The 21566-nt window shown below is 70.3% G+C and carries 24 protein-coding genes; 8 read left to right on the top strand and 16 right to left on the bottom strand.

Annotation, left to right across the window (positions count from 1 at the left end):
• Positions 1-55: 55 nt before the first annotated feature.
• Positions 56-1681 carry a maleylacetate reductase and hydroxyquinol 1,2-dioxygenase domain-containing protein gene (locus KUTG_RS57225; RefSeq protein WP_084580432.1) on the top strand — a complete coding sequence of 542 codons (1626 nt, stop codon included), beginning with the start codon at positions 56-58 and terminating at the stop codon, positions 1679-1681.
• On the opposite strand, the gene KUTG_RS42465 is transcribed toward KUTG_RS57225, so the two are convergent.
• Both KUTG_RS42465 and KUTG_RS42460 read right to left on the bottom strand, forming a co-directional pair.
• Positions 1657-2844 carry an MFS transporter gene (locus tag KUTG_RS42465; RefSeq protein WP_043725215.1) on the bottom strand — a complete coding sequence of 396 codons (1188 nt, stop codon included), beginning with the start codon at positions 2842-2844 and terminating at the stop codon, positions 1657-1659. The genes KUTG_RS57225 and KUTG_RS42465 overlap by 25 nt on opposite strands.
• The gene (locus KUTG_RS42460) at positions 2841-3611 is read right to left on the bottom strand and encodes a DeoR/GlpR family DNA-binding transcription regulator (protein WP_232241247.1); all 771 of its coding nucleotides are present in this window, start codon (positions 3609-3611) and stop codon (positions 2841-2843) included. The genes KUTG_RS42465 and KUTG_RS42460 overlap by 4 nt, the downstream gene beginning before the upstream one ends.
• 95 nt (positions 3612-3706) lie before the next feature.
• Between KUTG_RS42460 and KUTG_RS42455 the strand changes: the two genes are divergently transcribed.
• Positions 3707-4306 (top strand): TetR/AcrR family transcriptional regulator, encoded by a 600-nt coding sequence (locus KUTG_RS42455; protein WP_043725211.1) that lies wholly within the window; start codon positions 3707-3709, stop codon positions 4304-4306.
• A 194-nt stretch (positions 4307-4500) separates the two neighbouring features.
• Here the strand turns inward: KUTG_RS42455 and KUTG_RS59665 are convergent, their stop codons facing one another.
• The 4 genes from KUTG_RS59665 to KUTG_RS42440 form a co-directional block, all read right to left on the bottom strand.
• A complete protein-coding gene (locus KUTG_RS59665; protein WP_157495180.1) occupies positions 4501-4665 on the bottom strand; it encodes a hypothetical protein in 165 nt (54 codons plus the stop codon).
• Positions 4666-4772: 107 nt separating this feature from the next.
• Positions 4773-5039, bottom strand: a complete 267-nt coding sequence (locus KUTG_RS42450; protein ID WP_043725209.1) for a hypothetical protein — start codon at positions 5037-5039, stop codon at positions 4773-4775.
• Positions 5040-5217: 178 nt separating this feature from the next.
• A complete protein-coding gene (locus KUTG_RS42445) occupies positions 5218-6231 on the bottom strand; it encodes a Gfo/Idh/MocA family protein (RefSeq protein ID WP_232241246.1) in 1014 nt (337 codons plus the stop codon).
• Positions 6232-6239: 8 nt separating this feature from the next.
• Positions 6240-6974: a sugar phosphate isomerase/epimerase family protein gene (locus KUTG_RS42440; protein ID WP_043725207.1), complete on the bottom strand. Its 735-nt coding sequence runs from the start codon at positions 6972-6974 to the stop codon at positions 6240-6242.
• Positions 6975-7113: 139 nt separating this feature from the next.
• Here KUTG_RS42440 and KUTG_RS42435 point away from each other — a divergent pair, with 139 nt between their 5' ends.
• Positions 7114-7887, top strand: coding sequence for an SDR family NAD(P)-dependent oxidoreductase (locus KUTG_RS42435; RefSeq protein WP_232241245.1), 774 nt, complete (start codon positions 7114-7116; stop codon positions 7885-7887).
• Here KUTG_RS42435 and KUTG_RS42430 read toward each other — a convergent pair.
• The 7 genes from KUTG_RS42430 to hsaA form a co-directional block, all read right to left on the bottom strand.
• The gene (locus KUTG_RS42430) at positions 7884-10664 is read right to left on the bottom strand and encodes an AfsR/SARP family transcriptional regulator (protein WP_052396056.1); all 2781 of its coding nucleotides are present in this window, start codon (positions 10662-10664) and stop codon (positions 7884-7886) included. The two genes, KUTG_RS42435 and KUTG_RS42430, sit on opposite strands and share 4 nt — an antisense overlap.
• Positions 10665-10764: 100 nt before the next feature.
• Positions 10765-10959, bottom strand: coding sequence for a ferredoxin (locus tag KUTG_RS42425; protein WP_043725204.1), 195 nt, complete (start codon positions 10957-10959; stop codon positions 10765-10767).
• A gap of 25 nt (positions 10960-10984) precedes the next feature.
• Positions 10985-12217 carry a cytochrome P450 gene (locus KUTG_RS42420; RefSeq protein WP_043725201.1) on the bottom strand — a complete coding sequence of 411 codons (1233 nt, stop codon included), beginning with the start codon at positions 12215-12217 and terminating at the stop codon, positions 10985-10987.
• An 80-nt stretch (positions 12218-12297) separates the two neighbouring features.
• Positions 12298-12825, bottom strand: coding sequence for a 3-hydroxy-9,10-secoandrosta-1,3,5(10)-triene-9,17-dione monooxygenase reductase subunit (hsaB, locus tag KUTG_RS42415; RefSeq protein ID WP_043725199.1), 528 nt, complete (start codon positions 12823-12825; stop codon positions 12298-12300).
• Complete coding sequence (gene hsaC, locus KUTG_RS42410) at positions 12826-13725, bottom strand: iron-dependent extradiol dioxygenase HsaC (protein ID WP_043725197.1); 900 nt, start codon at positions 13723-13725, stop codon at positions 12826-12828. It lies immediately after the preceding gene.
• 1 nt (position 13726) lies between these two features.
• Complete coding sequence (hsaD, locus tag KUTG_RS42405; RefSeq protein ID WP_043725195.1) at positions 13727-14560, bottom strand: 4,5:9,10-diseco-3-hydroxy-5,9,17-trioxoandrosta-1(10),2-diene-4-oate hydrolase; 834 nt, start codon at positions 14558-14560, stop codon at positions 13727-13729.
• Positions 14560-15726 (bottom strand): 3-hydroxy-9,10-secoandrosta-1,3,5(10)-triene-9,17-dione monooxygenase oxygenase subunit, encoded by a 1167-nt coding sequence (hsaA, locus tag KUTG_RS42400; protein ID WP_043725193.1) that lies wholly within the window; start codon positions 15724-15726, stop codon positions 14560-14562. The genes hsaD and hsaA overlap by 1 nt, the downstream gene beginning before the upstream one ends.
• A gap of 102 nt (positions 15727-15828) precedes the next feature.
• Between hsaA and KUTG_RS42395 the strand changes: the two genes are divergently transcribed.
• From KUTG_RS42395 to KUTG_RS42385, 3 genes are read left to right on the top strand one after another with little or no spacing between them, the layout of a single operon-like run.
• Entirely contained in the window at positions 15829-16953 is a 1125-nt protein-coding gene (locus tag KUTG_RS42395) for a Rieske 2Fe-2S domain-containing protein (RefSeq protein ID WP_043725192.1), read from the top strand.
• 4 nt (positions 16954-16957) lie between these two features.
• Positions 16958-17185, top strand: coding sequence for a hypothetical protein (locus KUTG_RS42390; protein WP_043725191.1), 228 nt, complete (start codon positions 16958-16960; stop codon positions 17183-17185).
• On the top strand, positions 17178-18122 hold the full coding sequence (locus KUTG_RS42385) for a ferredoxin--NADP reductase (RefSeq protein ID WP_043725189.1): 945 nt from the start codon (positions 17178-17180) through the stop codon (positions 18120-18122). Before KUTG_RS42390 ends, KUTG_RS42385 begins: the two co-directional genes overlap by 8 nt.
• Here KUTG_RS42385 and KUTG_RS42380 read toward each other — a convergent pair.
• Positions 18110-19009, bottom strand: a complete 900-nt coding sequence (locus KUTG_RS42380) for an LLM class flavin-dependent oxidoreductase (protein ID WP_043725187.1) — start codon at positions 19007-19009, stop codon at positions 18110-18112. The genes KUTG_RS42385 and KUTG_RS42380 overlap by 13 nt on opposite strands.
• 130 nt (positions 19010-19139) lie before the next feature.
• Between KUTG_RS42380 and KUTG_RS42375 the strand changes: the two genes are divergently transcribed.
• Positions 19140-19586 carry a hypothetical protein gene (locus tag KUTG_RS42375; protein WP_043725185.1) on the top strand — a complete coding sequence of 149 codons (447 nt, stop codon included), beginning with the start codon at positions 19140-19142 and terminating at the stop codon, positions 19584-19586.
• Here KUTG_RS42375 and KUTG_RS42370 read toward each other — a convergent pair.
• The gene (locus tag KUTG_RS42370; RefSeq protein WP_043725184.1) at positions 19555-20337 is read right to left on the bottom strand and encodes a class I SAM-dependent methyltransferase; all 783 of its coding nucleotides are present in this window, start codon (positions 20335-20337) and stop codon (positions 19555-19557) included. The genes KUTG_RS42375 and KUTG_RS42370 overlap by 32 nt on opposite strands.
• Positions 20338-20383: 46 nt before the next feature.
• On the opposite strand from KUTG_RS42370, the gene KUTG_RS42365 reads away from it, so the two are divergent.
• Complete coding sequence (locus KUTG_RS42365; RefSeq protein ID WP_043725181.1) at positions 20384-20947, top strand: TetR/AcrR family transcriptional regulator; 564 nt, start codon at positions 20384-20386, stop codon at positions 20945-20947.
• Here KUTG_RS42365 and KUTG_RS42360 read toward each other — a convergent pair.
• Positions 20931-21548 (bottom strand): phosphotransferase, encoded by a 618-nt coding sequence (locus KUTG_RS42360; protein ID WP_043725180.1) that lies wholly within the window; start codon positions 21546-21548, stop codon positions 20931-20933. The genes KUTG_RS42365 and KUTG_RS42360 overlap by 17 nt on opposite strands.
• Positions 21549-21566: the final 18 nt, after the last annotated feature.

Raw genomic sequence — 21566 nt, 5'->3', positions numbered from 1 at the left:
TCTTCTCAGGGCTTTAGGCTACTGGCTAACTACCCGGTGAGGTCACGCGCAGGCGCTGGACGTCCTGAAGTCGGCCGCCGCGGACTGCGTGGTCGCGGTCGGCGGCGGCTCCACCACCGGCCTGGCCAAGGCGCTGGCCGCGCGAACCGGTGTGCCGCAGGTGATCCTGCCCACCACGTACGCCGGCTCCGAGGTGACGCCGGTGCTCGGCGAGACCGAGAACGGCCGGAAGACCACCCGCCGGTCGCCGGACATCCTGCCGGAGACGGTGATCTACGACGTGGACCTGACGGTGGAACTGCCGGTTCCGACGACGGTCACCAGCGCGGTCAACGCCCTGGCTCACGCCGTGGAGGCGTTGTACTCGCCGGAAGCCAACCCAGCCACCGATGCCGTTGCCGTACAGGCGATCCGTGGCATCACGCACTCGCTTCCCCTGGTCACGGCCGATCCGTCCGATGTGGACGCCCGGGCTGAGCTGCTGGAGTCGGCGTGGCTGGCCGGCAGCCTCATGGCGCAGGTGAGCATGGGCCTGCACCACAAGCTGTGTCACCAGCTCGGCGGCCAGTTCGACCTGCCGCACGCCGAGACCCACACGGTGATGCTGCCGCACGTCATGGCGTACAAGGAGAAGGAGTCGCCGGAGGCGCTGGCGAAGGTGGCCGACGCGCTTGACGTGCCGGACGCGGCGGCGGCCGTGTACGACCTCGTGCACTCGCTGGGCGGCCCGAGCTCGTTGCGGGAGCTCGGTCTTGCCGAGTCCTCTTTGGACGGCATCGAGCCGATGTCGGTGCTGCGCGCGGCCTGGGAGGGAACCCGGCCCGAGGGCGCCCCGGACCTGAGCGCGCTGACCGCGCAGGTCATCGCCAGCTTCGACGAGACCCCGAGCCCGCGGCTCAAGCAGCTGATCACCGACCTGGTGCGGCACCTGCACCACTTCGCCGTGCACAACGACGTCACCGAGGACGAGTGGCTGTTCGCCATCGACTTCCTCACCCGCACCGGCCAGATCAGCGACGACAAGCGCAAGGAGTTCGTGCTGCTGTCCGACACGCTCGGCGTGTCCAGCGTCGTGGACGCCCTGACCAACTCACGCAGCCCGCTGACCACGCCGTCGGCGGTGCTCGGACCGTTCTATGTGGAGGGTCCGCCGGCCATGGAGCACGGCGCGGACATCTCCGGCGGCCTCGCCGGCGATCCGCTGTGGGTGTCCACGCAGATCGTCGACGTGGACGGCAAGGCGGTGCCGGGCGCGGTCGTGGACGTGTGGCAGGCCAACAAGGATGGCTTCTACGACGTGCAGCTGCCCGAGGTGGACGGCCCGGTGCTGCGCGCCCGGTTCGTCGCCGACGACGAGGGCAGGCTGACGTTCTGGACGACCCTGCCGCGCGAGTACCCGGTGCCGGAGGACGGGCCGGTGGGCCAGATGCTCCAGGGCACCAACCGGCACCCGTACCGGGCCCCGCACGTGCACTTCATGATCGTGGCCCCGAACTACCACAAGCTGGTCACGCAGCTGTTCGTCAAGGGCGGCGCGTACATGGACTCCGACACGGTGTTCGGCGTCAAGAACGGCCTGATCGTGGACTTCCCGAAGGCGCAGGGCGAGCCGCCGGCCGGCCGTGCGGTGGGGGCGGACGGCTGGCACCGGCTGGACTACACGTTCCGCATCGGCCGCTGATCGACGAGTTCGTCGTCCTTGCGCGGGTTCAGCGCGGACGCGAACACGACGGTCAGCACACAAAGGACGATGGGCACGAAGAAGGCCGCGTTGAGGGGCATGAACCGGGTCAGGCCGCCGATGACGGCCGGCCCGGCCAGCAGGCCGACGTAGCCGAGGCCGACGACCCTGGCCATCAGGGCGCCGGCCGAGCGGTGGTCGAGGTTGCCGGCGGCGGTGAACAACTGCGGCACGCCGCCGGCCAGCCCGATGCCGAACAGCGCGTATCCCACCAGCGCCAACCAGATCCACGGCGAGAACACCACGACCGTCAGCCCGATCGCGGCGATCGCCGCGCCGTAGCGGACGATTCGGGTTGCCCCGATCCTGGCGGCGACCCGGTCGGTGGCGAAGCGGCCGACGGTCATGGCCACCGCGAACGCCCCGTAGCCGAGCGGGGCCTCGCCGGCCGAGGCGTTGAGGATGCCCTTGAGCTCCAACGTCGCCCAGTCGTTGGCGACGCCCTCGGACAGCATCAGCGCCAGCGCGAGGAAGCCCAGGATCCAGACCAGGCCCTTCGGCGCCGGTTTGGCCGGCGTGACAACGGTTTCCTCGGCCTTGTGGTGGTCGGCGTCGATCGTGAAACGGCCGGCCACCAGTGAAAGCGCGGCCACGAACAGGCCCACGGCGGTCAGCGTGATCCCGGTCGGCACGCCTGAGCCGAGCACCACCGAGCCGATCAGCGCGGCGAACGCGCCGCCGATCGACCACACCGCGTGGAACGCCGCCATGATCGGCCGGGGGTAGCCCCTTTCCACCACCACGGCATGCGCGTTCATGGCGACGTCCAGCGCGCCGTTGGCGAAGCCCATCACGATCATGATCAGGCCGAGCGCCCACCACGAGGTCAGCCAGCCCGGCACCGTCAGCGAGAGCCCGAAGGCCGCCGCCGCGGCCGGCACGAGCCGGCGGGGGCCGATCTTGTCCACCAGCGGGCCGACCACCTGCATGCCGACCAGGGCCGAGCCGCCCAGCACCAGCAGGAGCAGGCCGAGCACGCTGTGCGGGATGTCGACGTCGCGCTCCACGTTCGGCAGGTGCACCAGCCACATGCCGAGGCCGAAGCCGTTCAGGCCGAAGGTCAGGAAGGTCGCGAAGCGGGCGGCCCGTGGGGGCGAGGTCATGCGGTCTCCTCTGTGACGTGCACCAGCACGCCACGTTCGGCCAGCGCCCGGCGCTGGTCCTCGGGTGCGGCCGGGTCGGTGACGACGACGTCGGGGCGGTCGGCGGCGCAGACGTGGGCCAGCGCGGCGCGGTCCCACTTCGCGCCGTCGATCAGCGCGAGGGTCCGGGCCGACATCGCGAGGGCCTGCTGCTTGACCTCCGCGTCGTCCAGGTCGAAGGCGGTGAGCCCGTCGTCGAGGCTGAACGCGCAGGGGCTCAGCACCGCGACGTCGAATCTGAGCTGTCGGAGGGAGTTCAGGGTCAGCGGGCCGACCATGGCCAGCTCCCCCGGCCGCGGCTCACCGCCCGGGATCAGCAGCCGAACCCTTGGCGCGTCAAGGAGTTCCGTCACCGCGTGCAGCGACAACGGCAGCACCGTCACCGCGCGGTCGCGCAGCCGGCGGGCCACCTCCAGCGCGGTCGTGCCGCTGTCCAGGACGATCGTCTCGCCGTCACGGATCAGGTCGACCGCAGCCTCGGCTATGGCCCGCTTGGCCTGCGTCGCCGACACGGCCCGGGCCGCGAACGGCGGCTCCACTCCGGACGGCGTCGCCGGCACCGCGCCCCCATGCACCCGGCGCAGCACGCCGTGCGCGGCCAGGACGTCCAGGTCACGGCGCACCGTCATCTCCGACGCGCCCATCTCCACCGCGAGCTCCGCGACCGTCACCTGAGCCGTGCTCTTCAGCCGCTCGACGATCACCCGCTGCCGCTCCGCTCCCCTCACCCGTGGGATGTTTCCATTCCGGACCATGTTCGCACAACCCGTTTGTTCGTTCTATCACCCGGCTTGTTCCTTTGCCGCTGCGGCATGATGGTTTCATGCGCGCCGTCGACACCGGGGGCTACCTGAAGGGCCGGATCCGCCGGGAGGACATCATCTCCGCGGCGGAAGTCGTGTACGGCGAGGTCGGCTACCACGGGGCGTCGCTGCGGGAGATCGCCAAGCGTGTCGGCATGTCCCACGCCGGCCTGCTGTACTACTTCCCCACCAAGGAGGCCCTGCTCGCCGCCGTCCTGGAGCGCCGCGACGCCGAGGACGCCGAGCGGGAGCAGCTCGCCTCGCCGCCCGGGCTGGAGGTGCTGCGCCACTACCTGGCCCTGGCCTCCCACAACGTCCGCCACCCCGGCATCGTGGATCTGTACTCCCGCCTGGCCGCCGAGGCCGTCGCCGCCGACCACCCCGCCCACGACTACTTCCGTCGGCACTACGACGAGGCCCGGGCCGGCGTGCGGGACTCCTTCCGCGTGCTGGCCGACTCCGGCGACCTCCGTCCCGGCATCGACCCCGAGCAGGCCACCGTCACCTTCATCGCCCTCATGGACGGCCTCCAGGTCCAGTGGCTCACCACCCCCGACGACGTCGACCTCGTCGCCTCCCTCCGCTTCTACCTCCAATCCCTGCTCACAGTCCCCCTCTGACACCGCGAGTCCCGCTCTCCGGCAACTGAATGTCGAGTTCCGGAACTCGACACATAGCTGCCCGAGAGCGGGACTCGCGGTTGCGGGTTTGGTTCTGTGCTGATCGGCGCGCACCGCAAGGCCGGCATCCTCGCCCTGCGTCAGCGCCTGGAGCGGGCCGAAGGCGAGGGTGACGGCGGCCGTCGACAACCTCTTCAGTCCAGCTTGACGAGGTTCAGGGCAGGCAGCACGCCGCCCGTAGCCGAAGCCTGGATCGAGTTGTTGGTGTCCGGACCCCGGCTGTTGCTCAGCACCGCCTCGTGACCTGAGCGAAGCGCCGCCACGGCGATGGCCTGGGCGCCGATGAATCTGATCCGCACGGTGGGCCTCACACCTCTCAACCGCAGGCCGGCGTTCTCCGACGGCCTAGAGGGAACAGGGACCTGCGCCGGCACGGCCTGACATCTCGGCGCGGGCCACTCACCGACTACACCCGCTCCGGCTCATCCAACATCAAGCGGAACTCGTCGACGGTGTGGCACAACAACAAATCGACGTCACGAGCGAAGCCGGCGGCGATGGCCCGCAGGGGCGTGGTCGGCAAGGTGTCGCCGCCGATGACAGGACTGAACACGGTGGGAACCTGCTGGCGCAGGCCGGGAGCGGAGCGGTAGTGGGAGAGCACCGCGCCGGCAGCGGCGATCATGCGGGCGGGATCGACGGCGGCGAGAGAGTCCAGGTCATAACCGACCATAACCGCCGTGATCGTCCACACCGGACCACAAAGCTCGAACGGGTACCGAATCCGCGGCAAAGGGCGGGTGGGACCGGCCCCACCCGCCAAGAACCGGTCGGTCAGGTGCCGAAAGTAGCGCTGAAAGGATCCCAGTCCACCGGCAGGGCGGGCGGAACCTCAACGGTGCTGGCCACTTCTACGGAATGGCCGGCGGCGATGGACTCCTCCACGGCGAGCAGGGCGTCCAGGACGTGGTAGCCAGTTCGCCGGAGGCGCGCTCGGGCACGCCGGCGCGGATGGAGCGGGCCAGTTCGAGGGCGCCGGGCCGCGCTCGGCGGAATTGTCCTTGCGCGGCAAGCTCCTCCGGCTCGTCCCGAGATGCAGGAGGGTGCTGCCGACGAAACTTGTTGGGGTCGGGCAGGACGGCGGTGCCGAAAGAAAACCGGTGACCTCCAACTGGCCCCGCCGCACGAGCTTGGAGTCGAAGCTGAACACGACCTGGGCGGAGCCGCCGCGCTCGAACTCCAGCAGGGCGAAAAAAAATCATGAGGACGTCGACGGGGAACTCGGTGCCGGCCTTGGGCCCGCTGGCGATGACCCGGCGGTCCTGGGCCCGAGCCCCGGAGCCGGTGACCCGGCGGATGGGGCCGAAGAGCTGGATCAAGGTGGTCAGGTAGTACGGCCCCATGTCCAGCAGCGGACCGGCCCCGGGCTGGTACAAGAACTCCGGCGACGGATGCCAGATCTCGGGCCCGGGCACCTGGAACAGCGCCAGGGCCGACAGCGGCGTGCCGATGGTGCCGGCGTCGACGGCCCGACGCGCGGTCTGAAGGCCGGCGCCGAGCACGGTGTCGGGGGCGCTGGCGACCCGAAGGCCGCGCTCGCGGGCACGGTCGAGCAGCTTGCGGCCGGTCTGCCGGTCCATGGCCAACGGCTTCTCGGCCCACACGTGCTTGCCGGATTCCAGCGCCGCGAGGCCGACGTCGACATGCGCGCTGGGCACGGTCAGGTTGACGACGAGCTCAATGTCCGGCGTGGCCAACAGCTCGGCCACGGTGCCGGAGGAAGGCACGCCGAACTTGGCGGCCTGGGCGGCGGCGCGGGCGGTGTCGAGATCGGCGACGAACAGCACCCGCAGGTCGGGGAAGCTGGTCAGGTTGGTCAGATAGGTGTCGCTGATGACGCCGGCGCCGATCACACCGACGCCCATGGGCCCGCTCACGGCTCAAGCCCCACGACGAAGGCGCGGCTGGCGGCGATGCCCTCGTAGATGTCGCCGTCGTACTGGTCGAACTCCACGACACGCAGCGCCTGTGGGGCGGCGGCGAGGACCTCGGCGACGGGAACGGTGCCCTGGCCGGCCGGAACCTGGCCGGTGGCGTCGGTGTTCAGGCCGCCGTCCTTCACGTGGATGGCCCGCACCCGGTCCCCGAGCCGCCGCAGCAGCGCCGGGGCGTCCTCGCCGCCGGCGGTGGCCCAGTAGGTGTCGACCTCCAGCACCAGGGCGGGGTCGAGCTGGTCGGCGAACACCTCGAACGCGCTGCGGCCGTCGAGCCGGGACTGCAGCTCCCACCAGTGGTTGTGGTAGCCGACGCGCACCCCGTGCTCGGCGGCCAGCTTGGCGGCGGCGTTCAGGGCGTCGGCGGTCGCGCCGATGTCGCCGGCCTGCTGCCAGTGCTCGGCGCCGACGAACGGGTCGATCACCACGTCGATGCCCAGCTCGGCCGCGGCGGCGAAGACCGCGGCCTGGTCGGCCCCGATCAGGCGGGCGTGCGCGGTGGGCGCGGTGAGGCCGTTGGCCGGCAGCCCGCTGCGCAGTGTGGCGACGTTCTCCAGGACGCCGTACGGCTCCACATGCTTGAAGCCGATGTCGGCCAGCCGCGCCAGCACGGCGGCCGGGTCCTCGGCGAACCTGTCGCGGACCGAGTACAGCTGCACGGAAAGCTCGCTCATCCCAGCTCCTTGGGGTCGGTGACCGCCATCACCCAAATCTCTACCACCTGGTAGAAATCTACGCCAGAGGGTCCGCTTTCCGTGGCCCGTTGTGTCGGCGCGGTTGCGCTCCGACAACGGGCCGTGATCACGTGGTCGAGTGCAGCGATTCGACGGACGCCGGGTGCTCGTGACCGGCGGTGGGGCCGGCATCGGCCAGGCGGTGACCCTGCGGCTGCTGGCGGAGGGCGCCCACGTGGTGGCGGTGGACATCGCCGAGGACGCATTGGAGGCGACCGCGGAGCTGGCCGGCGAGGACGTCGACGAGCGCCTGTGCACGCTGACCGGCGACGTCGCCGAGGAATCCTCGGTCGCGGACTTCATGGCCACGGCGCTGCATCACCTGGGCGGCCTGGACGTGCTGATGAACAACGCCGCGGTGCTGCACGCGGCGCACACGCACGAGACCTCGCTGGACCTGTGGAATCGCACGATCGCGGTCAATCTGACCGGGATGTTCCTCGTCACGAGAGCGGCCTTGCCGGCGCTGACCGCAACCGGGAACGGAGTTGTCGTCACCATCGGCTCGACCGCAGGCTCGTTCACCCACCCGTTCCTGTCGGCCTACGCGGCGACCAAGGGCGGAGTGCAGGCCTTCAGCCGGGCCATCGCGGCCGAGTACGCCGACCAGGGTCTGCGGGCGGTCACCATCCAGCCGGCCGGCATCGACACCGGCATGCCGGCCCGGGTCGGCGAGACCCTGCCCGAGGGCGCGGACATCATGCTGCTGGCCCGGAACGTCTCCCTGCTGACCAAGGGCGCGCTGGTGCCGCCGGACCGGGTCGCGGGGGTGGGCGATGGTCGCCTCCGACGACGGCCGGTACATCACCGGCACCGAGATCCGCGTCGACGGCGGCGCGCACGCGTGAGCTAAGCCAGGCCCAGCGCCACGGCGTCGTCGATGGACAGCCGACTGCCGACGGCGAAGGCCAGCTCGTACCCACGATCGCCCAACGCCTGCCGGGCCAGCTGCTCACACTGCTCGTGCGGGGCGGCGAAGTTGCGGGAGCCGAACAGCGGAACGCCCACGTGCGGCCAGATCCCGGCGACCGCGCCCAGCAACTGGGCCGCCCGCTCGGCCTCGCCGACCATCGCGGCCAGCAACGCCAACAACTCCACCGACAACGCGATGCCCAGCAGGTCGTTGAAGGTCTGCTTGATGGCCAGGCACTTCTTGGCGTGGGCGACGGCCTGCCCCAACGCGCCCTGCAGACACGCGGCGAAGCCCAAAACGTAGTGCGCATAGGCCAACGCCCACTGCTCACCGTGCTGTTCGGCGACGGCGTGGGCGTCCTGGGCCAGGGCGACCGTGGTCGGTAGGTCGCCGGTGAAGGCCACGGTCATGGCCAGCGCGACCTTGGTCATCACGACGTTGCTGTCGAGCTGGCCGAGGCCGGTCAGCCGCTGGTTGGCCTCGGCGAACAGGGCCGTGCCGGCCACGAGGTCGTCGGTGAAGATGGCCGCGGCGCCGCGGACGTAGATGGAGTACGCCACCGCGACGAGGTCGTCGGACTGGGCCCGGCACTCGTCGAGCATGCCGATGGCCGCGGGCGTGTCGCCCTGCAAGGTGGCGACATAGCCGTTGACCCACAACGCCTTGTGCCGCTCGTAGCCCCGAAAGGGCAGCCCCAGCAAGGCATCGAGCCACCGGCGCCCCTCGGCGAACACCCCGCACCCGATCCAGTAGAACCACAGCGTGCCGGCCAGCCGCAGACCGGCGGCCGGATCCGATTCGAGGCCGAACTCCAGCGCCGCACGGAGATTCGCCCGATCACGGTGGATCCGCGTGAACACCACGGCCTGGTTGGGCCCGAACCACTCCTTCTCACCCCATGACGCCAACCGCTGGCACCAGGCCAGATGCCGACGCCGCAACGTCTCCGTGAAGCCGTCGGCCAGCAGCTGCTCGGCCCCGAACTGCCGCAACGTCTCCAGCAGCCGGTACCGCACCACGCCGCCGACGGTCTGCGAGGACAGCACGGACTTGTCGACCAGCCGGGCCACCAGCGACAACACGTCGTCGCCGCCGCACACCTGCTCGACGGCCTCCAGGTCGAAACTGCCGGCGAACACCGAAAGCTGGCTCCACAGCAGGCGTTCCGCGGGCGTGCAGAGCTCGAAGCTCCACTCCACCGCGGCCCGAATCGTCTGGTGCCGGGCCATCACGCCCCGCCGGGCCCCGCTCAGCAGCGCGAACCGATCGTCCAAACGGGACAACAGCTGGGACGGCGACAGCGTGCGCAGCACGAGGGTGGCCAGCTCGATGGCCAGCGGGATCCCGTCCAGCCGCCGGCACAGGTTCTCCACGATCCGCACATTGTCGGCCGTCACCTCGAAATCGAGGACGGCGTCCCGGGCCCGCTCCGCGAACAGCCGCATCGCCGCGTGCTCGACCGGCATCGGCGGCACGATCAGCACCTGCTCGCCCTCGACGCCCAGCGGCTGCCGGCTGGTCACCAGCATCAACAGCCGCGGGCACCCTCGCAGCAGCGCCGTCACGAAATCGGCGCAGGCCTCCAGCAGGTGTTCGCAGTTGTCCAGCACCACCAACACATCCCGGTCCCGCAGCACATCGACCAGAACGTCCACAGGGGACCGTCCCGACTGGTCGCGAACCCCCAACGCCTCGGCCACGGCATGGGGCACCAACGCCCGGTCCCGCAGCCCGGCCAGCTCCACCAGCCGAACCCCGCCCTGCACGGACGCCGCCAACTGCCCGGCGCACCGCAGAGCCAGCCGGCTCTTGCCCACCCCGCCGGTGCCGGCCAAGGTCACCAGACGGCCGCCGGCGAACATGCCGCCCAGCTTGGCCAATTCCTCCTCGCGGCCGACGAAGCTGGTCAGTTCCGCCGGCAGGCCGACGGAAACCACGGCCTGCAACGACACCGGCGGCTCCTGCACCGGCTCGTCGGCCAGGATGGCGCTCTCCAAGCTCCGCAGCCGTGTCCCCGGCTCCACGCCCAGCTGCTCCACCAGCGTCGACCGGGCGCGGCGGAAGGTGGCCAGCGCCTCGGCCTGCCGCCCGGACCGGTACAGGGCGAGCATCAGCTGCTCCCACAAGCGTTCCCGGAACGGATGGGCCACGACGAGACCGGCCAGCTCCCCCAGCACCTCGCCGTGCCGGCCCAACGCCAGCTCGGCCCCGATCAGGTCCTCGTGCGCGTCCAGCCGGGCATCCCCGAGCCGGGAGGCCTCCTGCCGTGCCCACTGGCCCTGCCGGCAGTCGCCCAGCGCGTCCCCACGCCACAACGCCAACGCGGCCTGCAGCTGGTCGGCGGCGGCACGGTGATCACCGGACGACAGGGCCTGATGCCCGCGCCGGGCCAGCGACTCGAAGCGCACGACGTCCACCGAGAACGGCGGGATGCGCAGCAGATACCCGGGATCCCGAGTGATGATCATGTTCAGCACGTCGGCGGCCCGCAGGTCGCGGCGCATGTGCGCGACGTGGCTGCGCAGTGTTTTGGGCGCGGTCGGCGGCGCCTGGTCCCACAGCGCGTCGATCAGCGCGGACGAGGCGACGGGCTGACCGGGCCGCAGGGCCAACCGGGCCAGCAGGGTTCGGTGCCCCCTGCCCCGCAGCGTCACCGGCCCCTGCGGGCCGGCGATCTCGACGGGGCCGAGCACCCGGACTCTGATGTCGTCGGACACGAGTGCTCGGATCGACAGCGCAACGCACGCACTCCATCGGCCAACCGGGTGTCATCACCACACGTCTCGGTGATTTAGCCCGGTTGGCCGATGGCTGCGATCACTCCTTGTCGATCCAGATGGCCGACGACGGGCACACGTTGACCGCCTGGCGGACGGCGTCCTGCTCGCCGGTCTCCGGGTCCATGGTCAGCGGCGCCACCAGGCCGTCGTCGTCCTGGTCGAACACGGCGGGCGCGGCCAGCACGCACTGGCCGGCGCCGACGCACCGCTCCCTGTCCGCGGTGATGTGCATGGTGTGGCCTCTTCCTGCGAGAGCGTCAGAAATTCACGGGAACCCGGTAGATACCGTAGATGCCGGCGTCGTCCTTGTACGGCAGTTCGCCGGCCGGCACGGCCAGCGACAGACTCGGCACCCGACGGAACAACGTCTCGAAGACGATCTCGAGTTCCAGCCGGGCCAGGTTCTGCCCGAGGCACTGGTGGACGCCGTAGCCGAAGGCCACGTGGTGCCGGGCGCCGCGGTGGAAGTCCAGCTGCTCCGGGTTCTCGAACACGTCGCCGTCCCAGTCGGCGGCCAGGCCGGACACGATGACGCCCTCGTCCTTGCGGATGGTCACGCCGCCGAGTTCGAGGTCGTCGGTGACCACGCGGGCGGTCGCGCTCTCCACGATGGTGAAGTAGCGCAGCATCTCCTCGATGGCCGAGGGCAGCAGCGAGGAGTCGGCCACGACCTGGGCCTTCTGCTCCGGGTTCTCCAGCAGCGCGACCGTGCCGAGCGAGATCATGTTGGCCGTGGTCTCGTGGCCGGCGATCAGCAGCAGGATGGCGGTGCCGACGATCTCGTCGTGGGTCATCACCTGCTTCTCGCGGTTGCGGGCGATGAGCCGGCCGATCACGTCGTCGGTGGGCTCGCCGGCCTCCTTGGCGGTGACCAGCCCCTCCAGGAAGTCGTTGAGCGCATCGGCGGCGGCGGCCCGCTCCTGCGGCTCGGTGGTCCGGCTGATCAGCTTGCGGGTCCACTCGTGGAAGCCGTGCCGCTGCTCGTAGGGCACGCCGAGCAGCTCGCAGATGACCAGCGACGGCACCGCCAGCGACACGTGCTCGACCAGGTCGGCGCCCTGGCCGGCGGCCAGCAGGTCGTCGATGCTCTGGTCGACGATCTCCTGGATACGCGGGCGCAGCGCGGCGATGCGGCGCACGGAGAACTCGCTGATCAGCATCTTGCGGTGGGCGCCGTGCTCGGGCGCGTCCAGGCCGATCATGGATCGACGGATGCTGAGCCGGCTGTTCTGCTGGAACGCCTTGCGCTGTTCGGTGGTCAGCGCCAGCGGGAAGTTCGGGTGCTGCCGGTCGGAGCTCACGCGCGGGTCGGACAGCAGCTGACGGCTCAGCTCGTGGCCGGTGACCAGCCACGCGAGCTGACCGTCGGGCATGCGGACCCGGCTGACCGGCTCCTGTGCGCGGATCTCCCGGTACTCGGCCGGCGGGTGCATCGGGCACTCGCGGGCCATCGGGAACGACGGAAGGTCGGTTTCGAGCATCTCGGTCATCGGACGCGCTCCCCAGGGTCGTCACAGTTGCCTGTTACAACCAACGTACCCGAAGCGGAGGGAAATCGTCCACATATTGGCTACAGCCAGTCGGCACTCCGTGACCAGGTGAGAAGATTGTCCAGTTCTCCGTCGACCTCCTCCCGGGAGTCCGTGGCCGCGTAGGCCCCGCGGTAGAACAGCAGCGGCTGCCCGTCGCGGCATTCGCCCAGCTCGGTGACCCTTCCCACGACCACGTGGTGGTCGCCGGCGTCATGCACGTCCTCGACCTTGCAGTCGATCCAGGTCAGCACCCCGTCCAGCACCGGGCAGCCGCTGGGCGACGGCCGCCAGCCGGTGCCGCTGAACCGGTCCGCGCCGCGTGTGCCGAACAGCTTGGAGACCGGCTGCTGGTCGTGGGCCAGCACGTTCACGCAGAACAGGCCCGAGTCCCGGATCGCCGGCCAGGTGCCCGACCGGCGGTCCGGGCAGAACAGCACCAGCGGCGGGTCCAGCGACAGCGCCGCGAACGACTGGCAGGCGAAGCCCACCGGCACGCCGTCCACCACGGTCGTGACCACGGTGACGCCCGTGCAGAAGTGGCCGAGAACCGAGCGGAAGCGGTCCATCTAGCGGCTGCCGATGCCGAAGTCGTGGCCCCACAGGCTGACCGCGGTGCTCTCCCGCGCGATCCACGACTCGTCCTCGACCTGCCGGCCCTCGGTGCCGAACTCGACGTCGAAGCCGCCGGGGGTCTTCATGTAGAAGCTCAGCATCAGGTCGTTGACGTGCCGGCCCAGCGTCGCCGACATCGGCACCTTGCGGCGAGCGGCCCGGTCCATCGCCAGGCCCACGTCGTCGGAATTGCCGACCTCGATCATCAGGTGCACGATGCCGCTCGGCGTCGGCATCGGCAGGAACGCCAGGCTGTGGTGGCGGGGATTGCAGCCGAAGAACCGCAGCCACGCCGGCGCGCCGTCGGCCGGGCGGCCGACCAGCTGCGGGGGCAGCCGCATCGAGTCGCGCAGCTTGAAGCCGAGCACGTCACGGTAGAAGCGCAGGGCCTCCTCGTCGTCACGGGTGCTCAGCACCACGTGCCCCAGCCCCTGCTCCCCCGTCACGAAGGTGTGCCCGTACGGGCTGACGATGCGCCGGTGTTCCAGCGCCGCCCCGTGGAAGACCTCCAGCGTGTTGCCGGAGGGGTCGTCGAAGCGGATCAAACCGTTGACACGCCGGTCTTTCAGGTCGTCGTCGCTGGCCTTCTCCACGGCCACGCCCGCGGCGTCCAAAGCGGTGGCGATCTCGGCCAGCTCGCCTTCGTTGGCCACCTCCCAGCCGGCCTGGGCCAGGCGGTCCCTCTCGCCGGGGAAAATCACCAGGCGGGCCGGGAAGTCGTCCATACGCAGGTAGAGGGCCTCGGGGTCGGCGCCCTTGCCCTCGATCATGCCCAGCACCTTGAGGCCGTATTCGCGCCAGGCCGCCATGTCCGTGGCCTCGATGCGCAGGTATCCCAGTGACCTGATGCCCATCTCAGTCCTCGCTCAGGAAGTCGATCGCCAGCCGGTTGAACTCGTCGAACTTCTCCAGCTGGGCCCAGTGTCCGCAGCCGCCGAACACGTGCAGCTGGGCGCGCCGGATCAGCTTCAGCGCCACCAGCGCCCCGTCCAGCGGGTTGACCCGGTCCTCACGGCCCCAGACCAGCAGGACGCGCTGACGCAGGCGGTGGGCCTCGCGCCAGAGCATGCCCTCCTCGAACGTGTCCGGGCGCGAGAAGGAGGCGCCCATGGCCGCCATGGCCTTGAGCGACTCGGGCTGGCTGGCGTACTGGAAACGCTCCTCCACCAGCTCGTCGGTGATCATCTTCTGGTCGAAGACCAGCGTCTTGAGGAAGGCCTTGAGCGCCTCCTTCGACGGCGCCATCCCGAAGGCCCCCAGGCGTTTCACGCCTTCGGTCGGGTCCGGCGCGAAGACGTTGAGGCCGAGGCCGCCCGGGGCCATCAGCACCAGCCGGCCGGCCCGCTCGGGGTACTTGAGGGCGAACCGCACGGCCGTGCCGCCGCCGAGGGAATTGCCCAGCAGGTCGGCCTTTTCCACGTCCAACTCGTCGAGCAGGGCCTTGAGCGCGTCGGCGCTGTGCGTGAAGTACTGGCCGTGCTCGGTCGGCTTGTCCGACTGGCCGAAGCCCGGCTGGTCCGGCGCGATGACCCGGAAGTGCTTGGCGAACACCGGGACGTTGCGGCCGAAGTTGCTCCACGCCGAGGCGCCGGGGCCGCCGCCGTGCAGCAGCACCAACGGTTTTCCCTCGCCGACGTCGTGGAAGTGCAGCCGGATCTCGGCTTTTTCGGTGTGCTTTCCGTTGGACATCACAGCATCGCGTCCTGTACCGGGATGCCGAACTCGCCGTTGCCGAACATCATCAGCGCCCGCTCGGGGTCGTTGATCGCGTGCGCCCGGCCGGCGTGGGCGTCCCGCCAGAAGCGCTGGATCGGCGTGCCCATGCGGATCGCGCGGCCGCCGGAGTTCTCGAACAGCATGTCGATGGCCTCGATGGCCCGGCCGGTGCCGCGCACCTGGTCCCGGCGGACCCGCAGCCGCAGCGGCAACGGGATTCGCTCGCCGCGGTTGGCGTGGCCCATCAGCTCGGTCATGTTGTGCGTGAGCTGTAGCCAGGCCGCGTCGATCTCGCTGGCCGCGGTGGCGATGCGCACCTTGGCGAACGGGTCCTCGCTGGAGCGTTCTCCCTTGTAGGACACCCGAACCCGGGCCTTCATGTGCTCGACGTGCGCGTTGTAGGCGCCGGTGGCCATGCCGATGATCGGCGTGGTGATGGCGTACGAGAACAGCGACGCGAACGGCAGCTTGTACAGCGGCGAGGTGTTGAGCTCCTGGCCCGGACACACGCATTTCGACGTGTCGGCGAAGCTCAACGCCCGATGCTTGGGCACGAACACCTTGTCCACGATGATGTCGTTGCTGCCGGTGCCGCGCAGGCCGACCGTGTCCCAGACGTCCTCGATGACGTAGTCCTTGCGCGGCAACAGGAACGTGCAGAAGTCGACCTGCTTGCCGCCCTCGTCGCTGACCACGCCGCCGAGGAACACCCAGGACGCATGGTCGCAGCCCGAGGAGAAGCTCCAGCGGCCGGTCAGCTCGTAGCCCCCGTCGACCAGCGTGGCCCGGCCGGTCGGTGCGTACGAGGAGGAGATGCGGCTGTCCGGGTCATCGCCCCAGACCTCGCGCTGCGCCTCGTCCGGGAACAGGCCCAGCTGCCAGGGGTGGATGCCCACCACCGAGCTGACCCAACCCGTCGACCCGCAGGCGCTCGCGATCGCGCGGATCGTCTCGTAGAACGTGACCGGCTCCGCCTCGAAGCCGCCGTAGCGCTTCGGCTGCAGCAGCTTGAACACGCCGGCCAGCTGCAACGCCTTGATCGACTCGTCCGGCACCCGCCTGCGGTCCTCGGCCTCCTGGGCCCGCTCACGCAGCGCCGGCAGGACATCCCGGACCGCCGCGGTCACCTGCTCGCTCATGGACCTAGACTAGAACGTGTTCTCGTTCGTGTCGACCGCTGACGGTAGCCATCCGAGGCTCCGAAACTATAACCTGTTCCAGTAGTCGCCTCTGGAGGTGTGATGGGTACCGACGTCCGCACGATCGAGGCCGGCGCGCCGCCGTCCCGGTTCGCTCGGGGCTGGCACTGCCTGGGGCTGGTCGCACAGTTCGCCGACGGGCAGCCGCACGCCGTGCAGGCTTTTGGCACCAAACTGGTGGTGTTCCAGGGCACCGACGGCTCGCTCAACGTACTGGACGCCTACTGCCGGCACATGGGCGGGGACCTGACCCAGGGCACGGTGAAGGGGACCGAGGTAGCCTGCCCGTTCCACGACTGGCGCTGGGGCGGGGACGGCCGCTGCAAGTCGATCCCGTACGCCAAGCGGGTGCCACTGCGGGCGCGCACCCGGGCGTGGACCACGTGCCAGCAGAACAAGCAGCTGTTCGTCTGGCACGACCCGCAGGGCAACCCGCCGCCGCCCGAGCTGGCCATCCCGGCCATCGAGGGCGCCTTCTCCGACGAGTGGAGCGACTGGACCTGGGACTCGGTGCTCATCGAGGGCGCCAACTGCCGGGAGATCGTCGACAACGTGGTCGACATGGCGCACTTCTTCTACGTGCACTTCGCCTTCCCCACGTACTTCAAGAACGTGTTCGAGGGGCACACCGCCAGCCAGTACCTGAACTCCAAGGCCCGGCCGGACGTGCACGCCAAGACTGCCTACTCGGGCGAGAACGACCTGGCGACCCGGTCCGAGGCGTCCTACTACGGACCGTCCTACATGATCGACTATCTGTGGAACGACTTCCACGGGGCCACCGTCGAGACCGTGCTGATCAACTGCCACTACCCGGTGACGCCCAACTCCTTCGTGCTGCAGTGGGGCGCGATCGTGAAGAAGTTCCCCGGCATGGACGACGACCAGGCCAACAAGATCGCCGGCAAGTTCGCCAAGAACACCGGCGTGGGTTTCCTTCAGGACGTGGAGATCTGGCGCAACAAGTCCCGTGTGGACAATCCGCTGCTGTGCGAGGAGGACGGCCCGGTGTACCAGCTCCGGCGCTGGTACGAGCAGTTCTACGTGGACGTGGAGGACGTCCAGGACGACATGGTGCGGCGGTTCGAGTTCGAGGTGGACACCACGCGGGCCAACGAGGTGTGGCAGCGGGAGGTCGCCGAGAACCTGGCCCGGCGGGGCGGCTGAGCCCGTGCGCGAGTCGGCCAGGTACCTGACCGAGGGTCTGCGGCCGCACGTGTGCGACGGCTGCGGAACCACCGTGCTGGTCAAGAAGAACAGCCCGCAGCACACCAGCGTGCAGTGGCAGTCCGCCACCTGCTCGCGGCTGGGCCCGCAGGTCGCCGGCTGTCCCGCACTGCGGGACAGCATCGACCGGGCCGTGCGGGAGGGCTCGATCGAGGTGCCGGCCGATGAGTGACGTCCGGGTGGCCGAGGTGATCTCGGAGACCTCCGACGCCGTGTCCCTGGTGTTGGACGCGGAGCTCTCCTACGAGCCGGGGCAGTTCCTGACGTTCCGGCTGCCGAACGGGCTGGAGCGGTGCTACTCGCTGTCCAGTTCCCCTTACACCGGCGAGAAACCGACCGTCACCGTCAAGCGCATGCCCGGCGGCGCCTGCTCTTCGTGGATCTGCTCCTCCGTCGTCGCCGGGACCGTGCTGGAGGCTCGGGACCCGGCCGGGGTTTTCACACCGTCCTCTTTGGACCGGGACCTGGTGCTGTTCGCCGGCGGGAGCGGGATCACTCCGGTCATGTCCATCATCAAGTCCGTGCTGGCGGCCGGGTCCGGTCGGATGGTTCTGTTCTACGCCAACCGTGATCCGTCGTCGGTGATCTTCGCTGCCGAGCTGCGACGGTTGGCCGCCGAGCATCCTGCTCGCCTTCAGGTGACGCACTGGCTGGAGTGCCTCCAGGGCATTCCTTCTCGGGCCCAGCTGGAGGCTTGGGCTTCGTCTTTCGACGCGCGGGAGGCATTCGTCTGCGGCCCCGGGCCGTTCATGGACGCCGTGGTCTCCGTCCTGCCGTCGGCCCGGGTCGAGCGATTCGACGTCTTCCAGGAGGAGATCACCGAGACCGGAGACTCGTCCACTGTGGACGTGTCCTTGGACGGGGTCCGCAAGCGTTTGGCCTGGCCCTCGCACAAGCGGCTGCTGGATGTGTTGCTGGACAGCGGTTTGGACGCCCCGTACTCGTGTCGGCAGGGCCAGTGCAGCGCCTGCGCGTGCCGGATCGTGCGGGGCGAGGTCCGCCTGCTGCACAACGAGGTTCTCGACGACGACGATCTGGCCGAGGGCTATGCCCTGGCCTGCCAGGCCCTTCCCGTGACCGACGAGGTCGAGGTCACCTACGAGGACTGACGGGCCTCCGCCAGCAGCTCCACCTGCCTGAACCAGTCGCCGCCGGCGAAACTCACCACCAGCTCCTCGGCCCCGGCCGCGAAGTGGCCGGCCATCCGGTCCGCCGCCTCCCGGCCGACCCCGGTGATCGGGATCGACTCGGCCTGCTCCAGAGGGATCTTGAAGCCATTGGCCAGGCTGGAGACCAGCGCCTGGCGGCTCGGGGCCCCGTCGCCCAGCGACGCGACCACGCCCGTTGTGATGGTCGGCGGCTTGCGTCCGCGCTGGTCCGCGCCGTCGTGCAGGATCTGCCGGACGGCCGCGACCGACGTCGGCGTCACCATCGACGGGAACCAGGCGTCCCCGAACTCCAGGGTCCGACGGATCGCCACCCGTCCCGCGCCCCCGACGATCACCGGCGGCATCGGCGACCCCGGCGCCAGCGTGATCGTCGGCGTGCCGGGGAGATGAGCCAGCTTCGTCGGCTTGCCCGTGACCAGGCCCGGCAGCACCGCCAGCGCCGCATCCGTCAACCGGCCCCGGTCGCCCTGCGGCACCCCCACCGCCTGCCACGAGGAGACGCCGTGCGGCGTGCCGCCCGAGCCCACGCCCAGCAGCACCCGGTTGCTGGAGAGATGTTGGAGCGCCGAGACCTGCTTGGCCACCGCCGCCACCGGCCGCAGCGGCAGGATCAGCACGCCGAACCCCACCCGGATCCGCTCCGTCACCGCCGCCGCCGTGGTCAGCACGACCATGGCATCCAACATCGGAGTCCCGGAGCCCACCACGATCTGATCGCCGGCCCAGACCGCGTCCAGCCCGTGCTCCTCCGCGTGCCGCGCATACGCGACGACGTCGCCCGGACTGCCGCCCCGACCCACGGTCGGCAGGAACACACCGACCCGCACCCGAGCATTCTAACCGGCGGGATTCGGGTTCCGCCGCAACGGGACAAAGCCGTCACTGACCGGCCGGGGCGGCAACGGCCGGCCACCACCTCAATAGAGTCTCGCCATCCCTGCGGCCCGAGGAGACGGTGTGGGCAAGATCTACGAACGCAAGCTGCTGACCAAGGCCAGACCCATGATGGCGGCCGACGAACAGGTCGAGGTCGTCGCGATGGCCAAGGTCGGCTCGATGCGCGCCAACGCTACGCGCAACCTCGTGGCCGGCGTTGCGGCCGGCATCGCCAGCGGAGGCACGGTGATGGTCGGGCTGATCCAGGCCGAGGCGTACTTGATCCTGACCGATCGCCAGATCCTGATCTTCCAGTCCGTCACCGGCAGCCCGGGCAAGCACCTCGGCACGATCCCCCGGGTCTACGCGCACCCGGTCGACGTGCGCGACGGCCTGCTGTTCCTCAAGTTCTTCCTCCAGGTGGACGGCTGGACCGAGATGCTCAAGCTGACCGTGCCGCCGATGCCGCCCTACCTGCGCAAGCGCGGGCGGCAGTTCATCGAGTCGCTGGGCGCAGTCGCGCGCTGACCGAGACCGTCACGTACGGCAGCGTGAAGCCCTCGCCGAGCGCCGGGGCGAGCTCGGCGAGGATCGTCGAACGCTGCTCTGCGGTCAACGGCGTCATACCGCCGTGGGTGGACAGCAGGTCGAGCCACTCGTCCCGGTTGTAGTGCCGCTCCCAGGGGTAGCGCCGATCCTCGGACTCGTCGAAGCCGGCCTGGCGCATGCCGTCGGCGGTGCGGTCGAACTGGGCCTGGTAGAGGTCGATCATCGACTTGCCGGTGCTGAAGTCGAACGGGGCGTCGGGCACCACCCGCCGGTAGTTCTCGGCGAAGGCGACCGCGATCGGCTCGGGCAGGTCGAAGATGTGCCAGAACGTGGCCAGCTGGCCGCCGGGGTTGAGCACCTCAGCGGCCTTGGCCGCGCCGGCGACCGGGTCGACCCAGTGCCAGGCGGTGCCGGAGACGACGGTGTCGAAGCGGCGGCCTCTCGCGTCCCAGGTCTCGAAGGTCGACACCTCGGTCTCGACGCCGGTCGAGCGGGCGAAGTCGGCCATCCGGGCGTCCGGCTCGACGCCCAGCACCGTGCAGCCGGCCGCCTGGAACTGGCGTGAGGCGATGCCAGTCCCGCAGCCCACGTCCAGGACGGTCGGGCCGGGGCTGCCGGCCACGATCCGCGTGATCAGATCATTCGGATAGGACGGACGATTACGGTCGTATCGGGCGGCGTCGATGCCGAACGACTCCGCCACGGCGCGCTGCTGATCCGGAGTGGGCATGCGCCCACCTTAGTGGGCGGCCGCCCACTTGGATAGAGTTCGCCCCGTGCCGACCGGGGTTCACATCCAGGACGCCCGCTCGCAGCTGTTCGACGCCGCCGAGCGGGTGCTGCTGCGCGACGGTCCGCACGCCCTGACCAGCCGGGCCGTCACCGCCGAGGCCGGGTTCGCCAAAGGCGTGCTGCACCGGCACTTCGCGGACTTCGACGCCTTTCTGAGCGAGCTGGTGCTCGACCGCGTCGCCCGGCTGTCCGCGCTGCCCCTGGTCCCCGGCGCCGGTTCCGTCGTCGACACCCTCACCGCGTTCCTGACCGACGTGTTCTCCTCCGTCGCCGTCGCCATCGTCGCCCTGATCACCTTCCGCGACGACCTCCGGCAGCGCCTGCGCGCCGCCCTCGGGCCCGGCATTCCCCTCGCCTCCGAGGCCGCCGCCCTCGTCCACGGCTATTTGACGGCCGAGCGCTCCCTCGGCCGTCTCCCCGCGGATGCCGATATCGACGCCCTCGGTCTGGCCCTCATCGGCAGCGCCCACATGCTGTTCGCCGACCGTCAGGCCGGGCCGCCCTCCGCTGACGCCGTGCGGCGCATGGTCGTCACCGTCCTGCCGTGACGTGCCGGACCAGCTCCGCCGCCCGGTCCAGGTCCGCCAGCTCCCGCTCCGTCATCGTCGGATTCGCCCGGCGGTACTCCACCGCGCGCTTCAACTCCGTCACCGCATCCGTCCTCGGTGCGAACTCACGCAACAGCCTTTCGGCCAGCCCCGCCAGCTCCGCCTCCCCCACCGCCACCTGCGCCAGGATCAGCGCCGACACCGCCGCGTCCAGCTCCGGCGGCCCTTCCGCGCTGTTCGTCCAGTCGATCAGCACCGGTCCGTCCGGGCCCAGCAGGATGTTGTCCGGGTGCAGATCCAGATGCAGGATCCCAGCCCCGCGCAGCTTCTCGTGCAGGGCCAGCATGATCTCCGACGCCTCCACGACTCCCTTGTCGCCGCTGCGCATCGCCGCGAGCAGGCTCGGGCCAGGCACCCGTTCCATCACCAGGTCCCGGCCCGACGCCTCGAACACCGCCGGCACCGGGAATCCGTCCGCCCGGAGCCGGCGCATCACCGCCGCCTCTTTCGCGACGTCACCCTCATAGCGGCAGCGCCTCAGCACCCGGCCGTCCCCGATGTCGAAGACGTCCGCACCCCGCCCCTTGGCCAAAAGCCTCACGCGGACACCGTATCCAGG

Source organism: Kutzneria sp. 744 (genome assembly GCF_000568255.1).
Classification (GTDB): Bacteria; Actinomycetota; Actinomycetes; order Mycobacteriales; family Pseudonocardiaceae; genus Kutzneria.
Note: the sequence above shows the minus strand (reverse complement) of the source record. Positions and strands in the feature narration are given on the sequence as shown.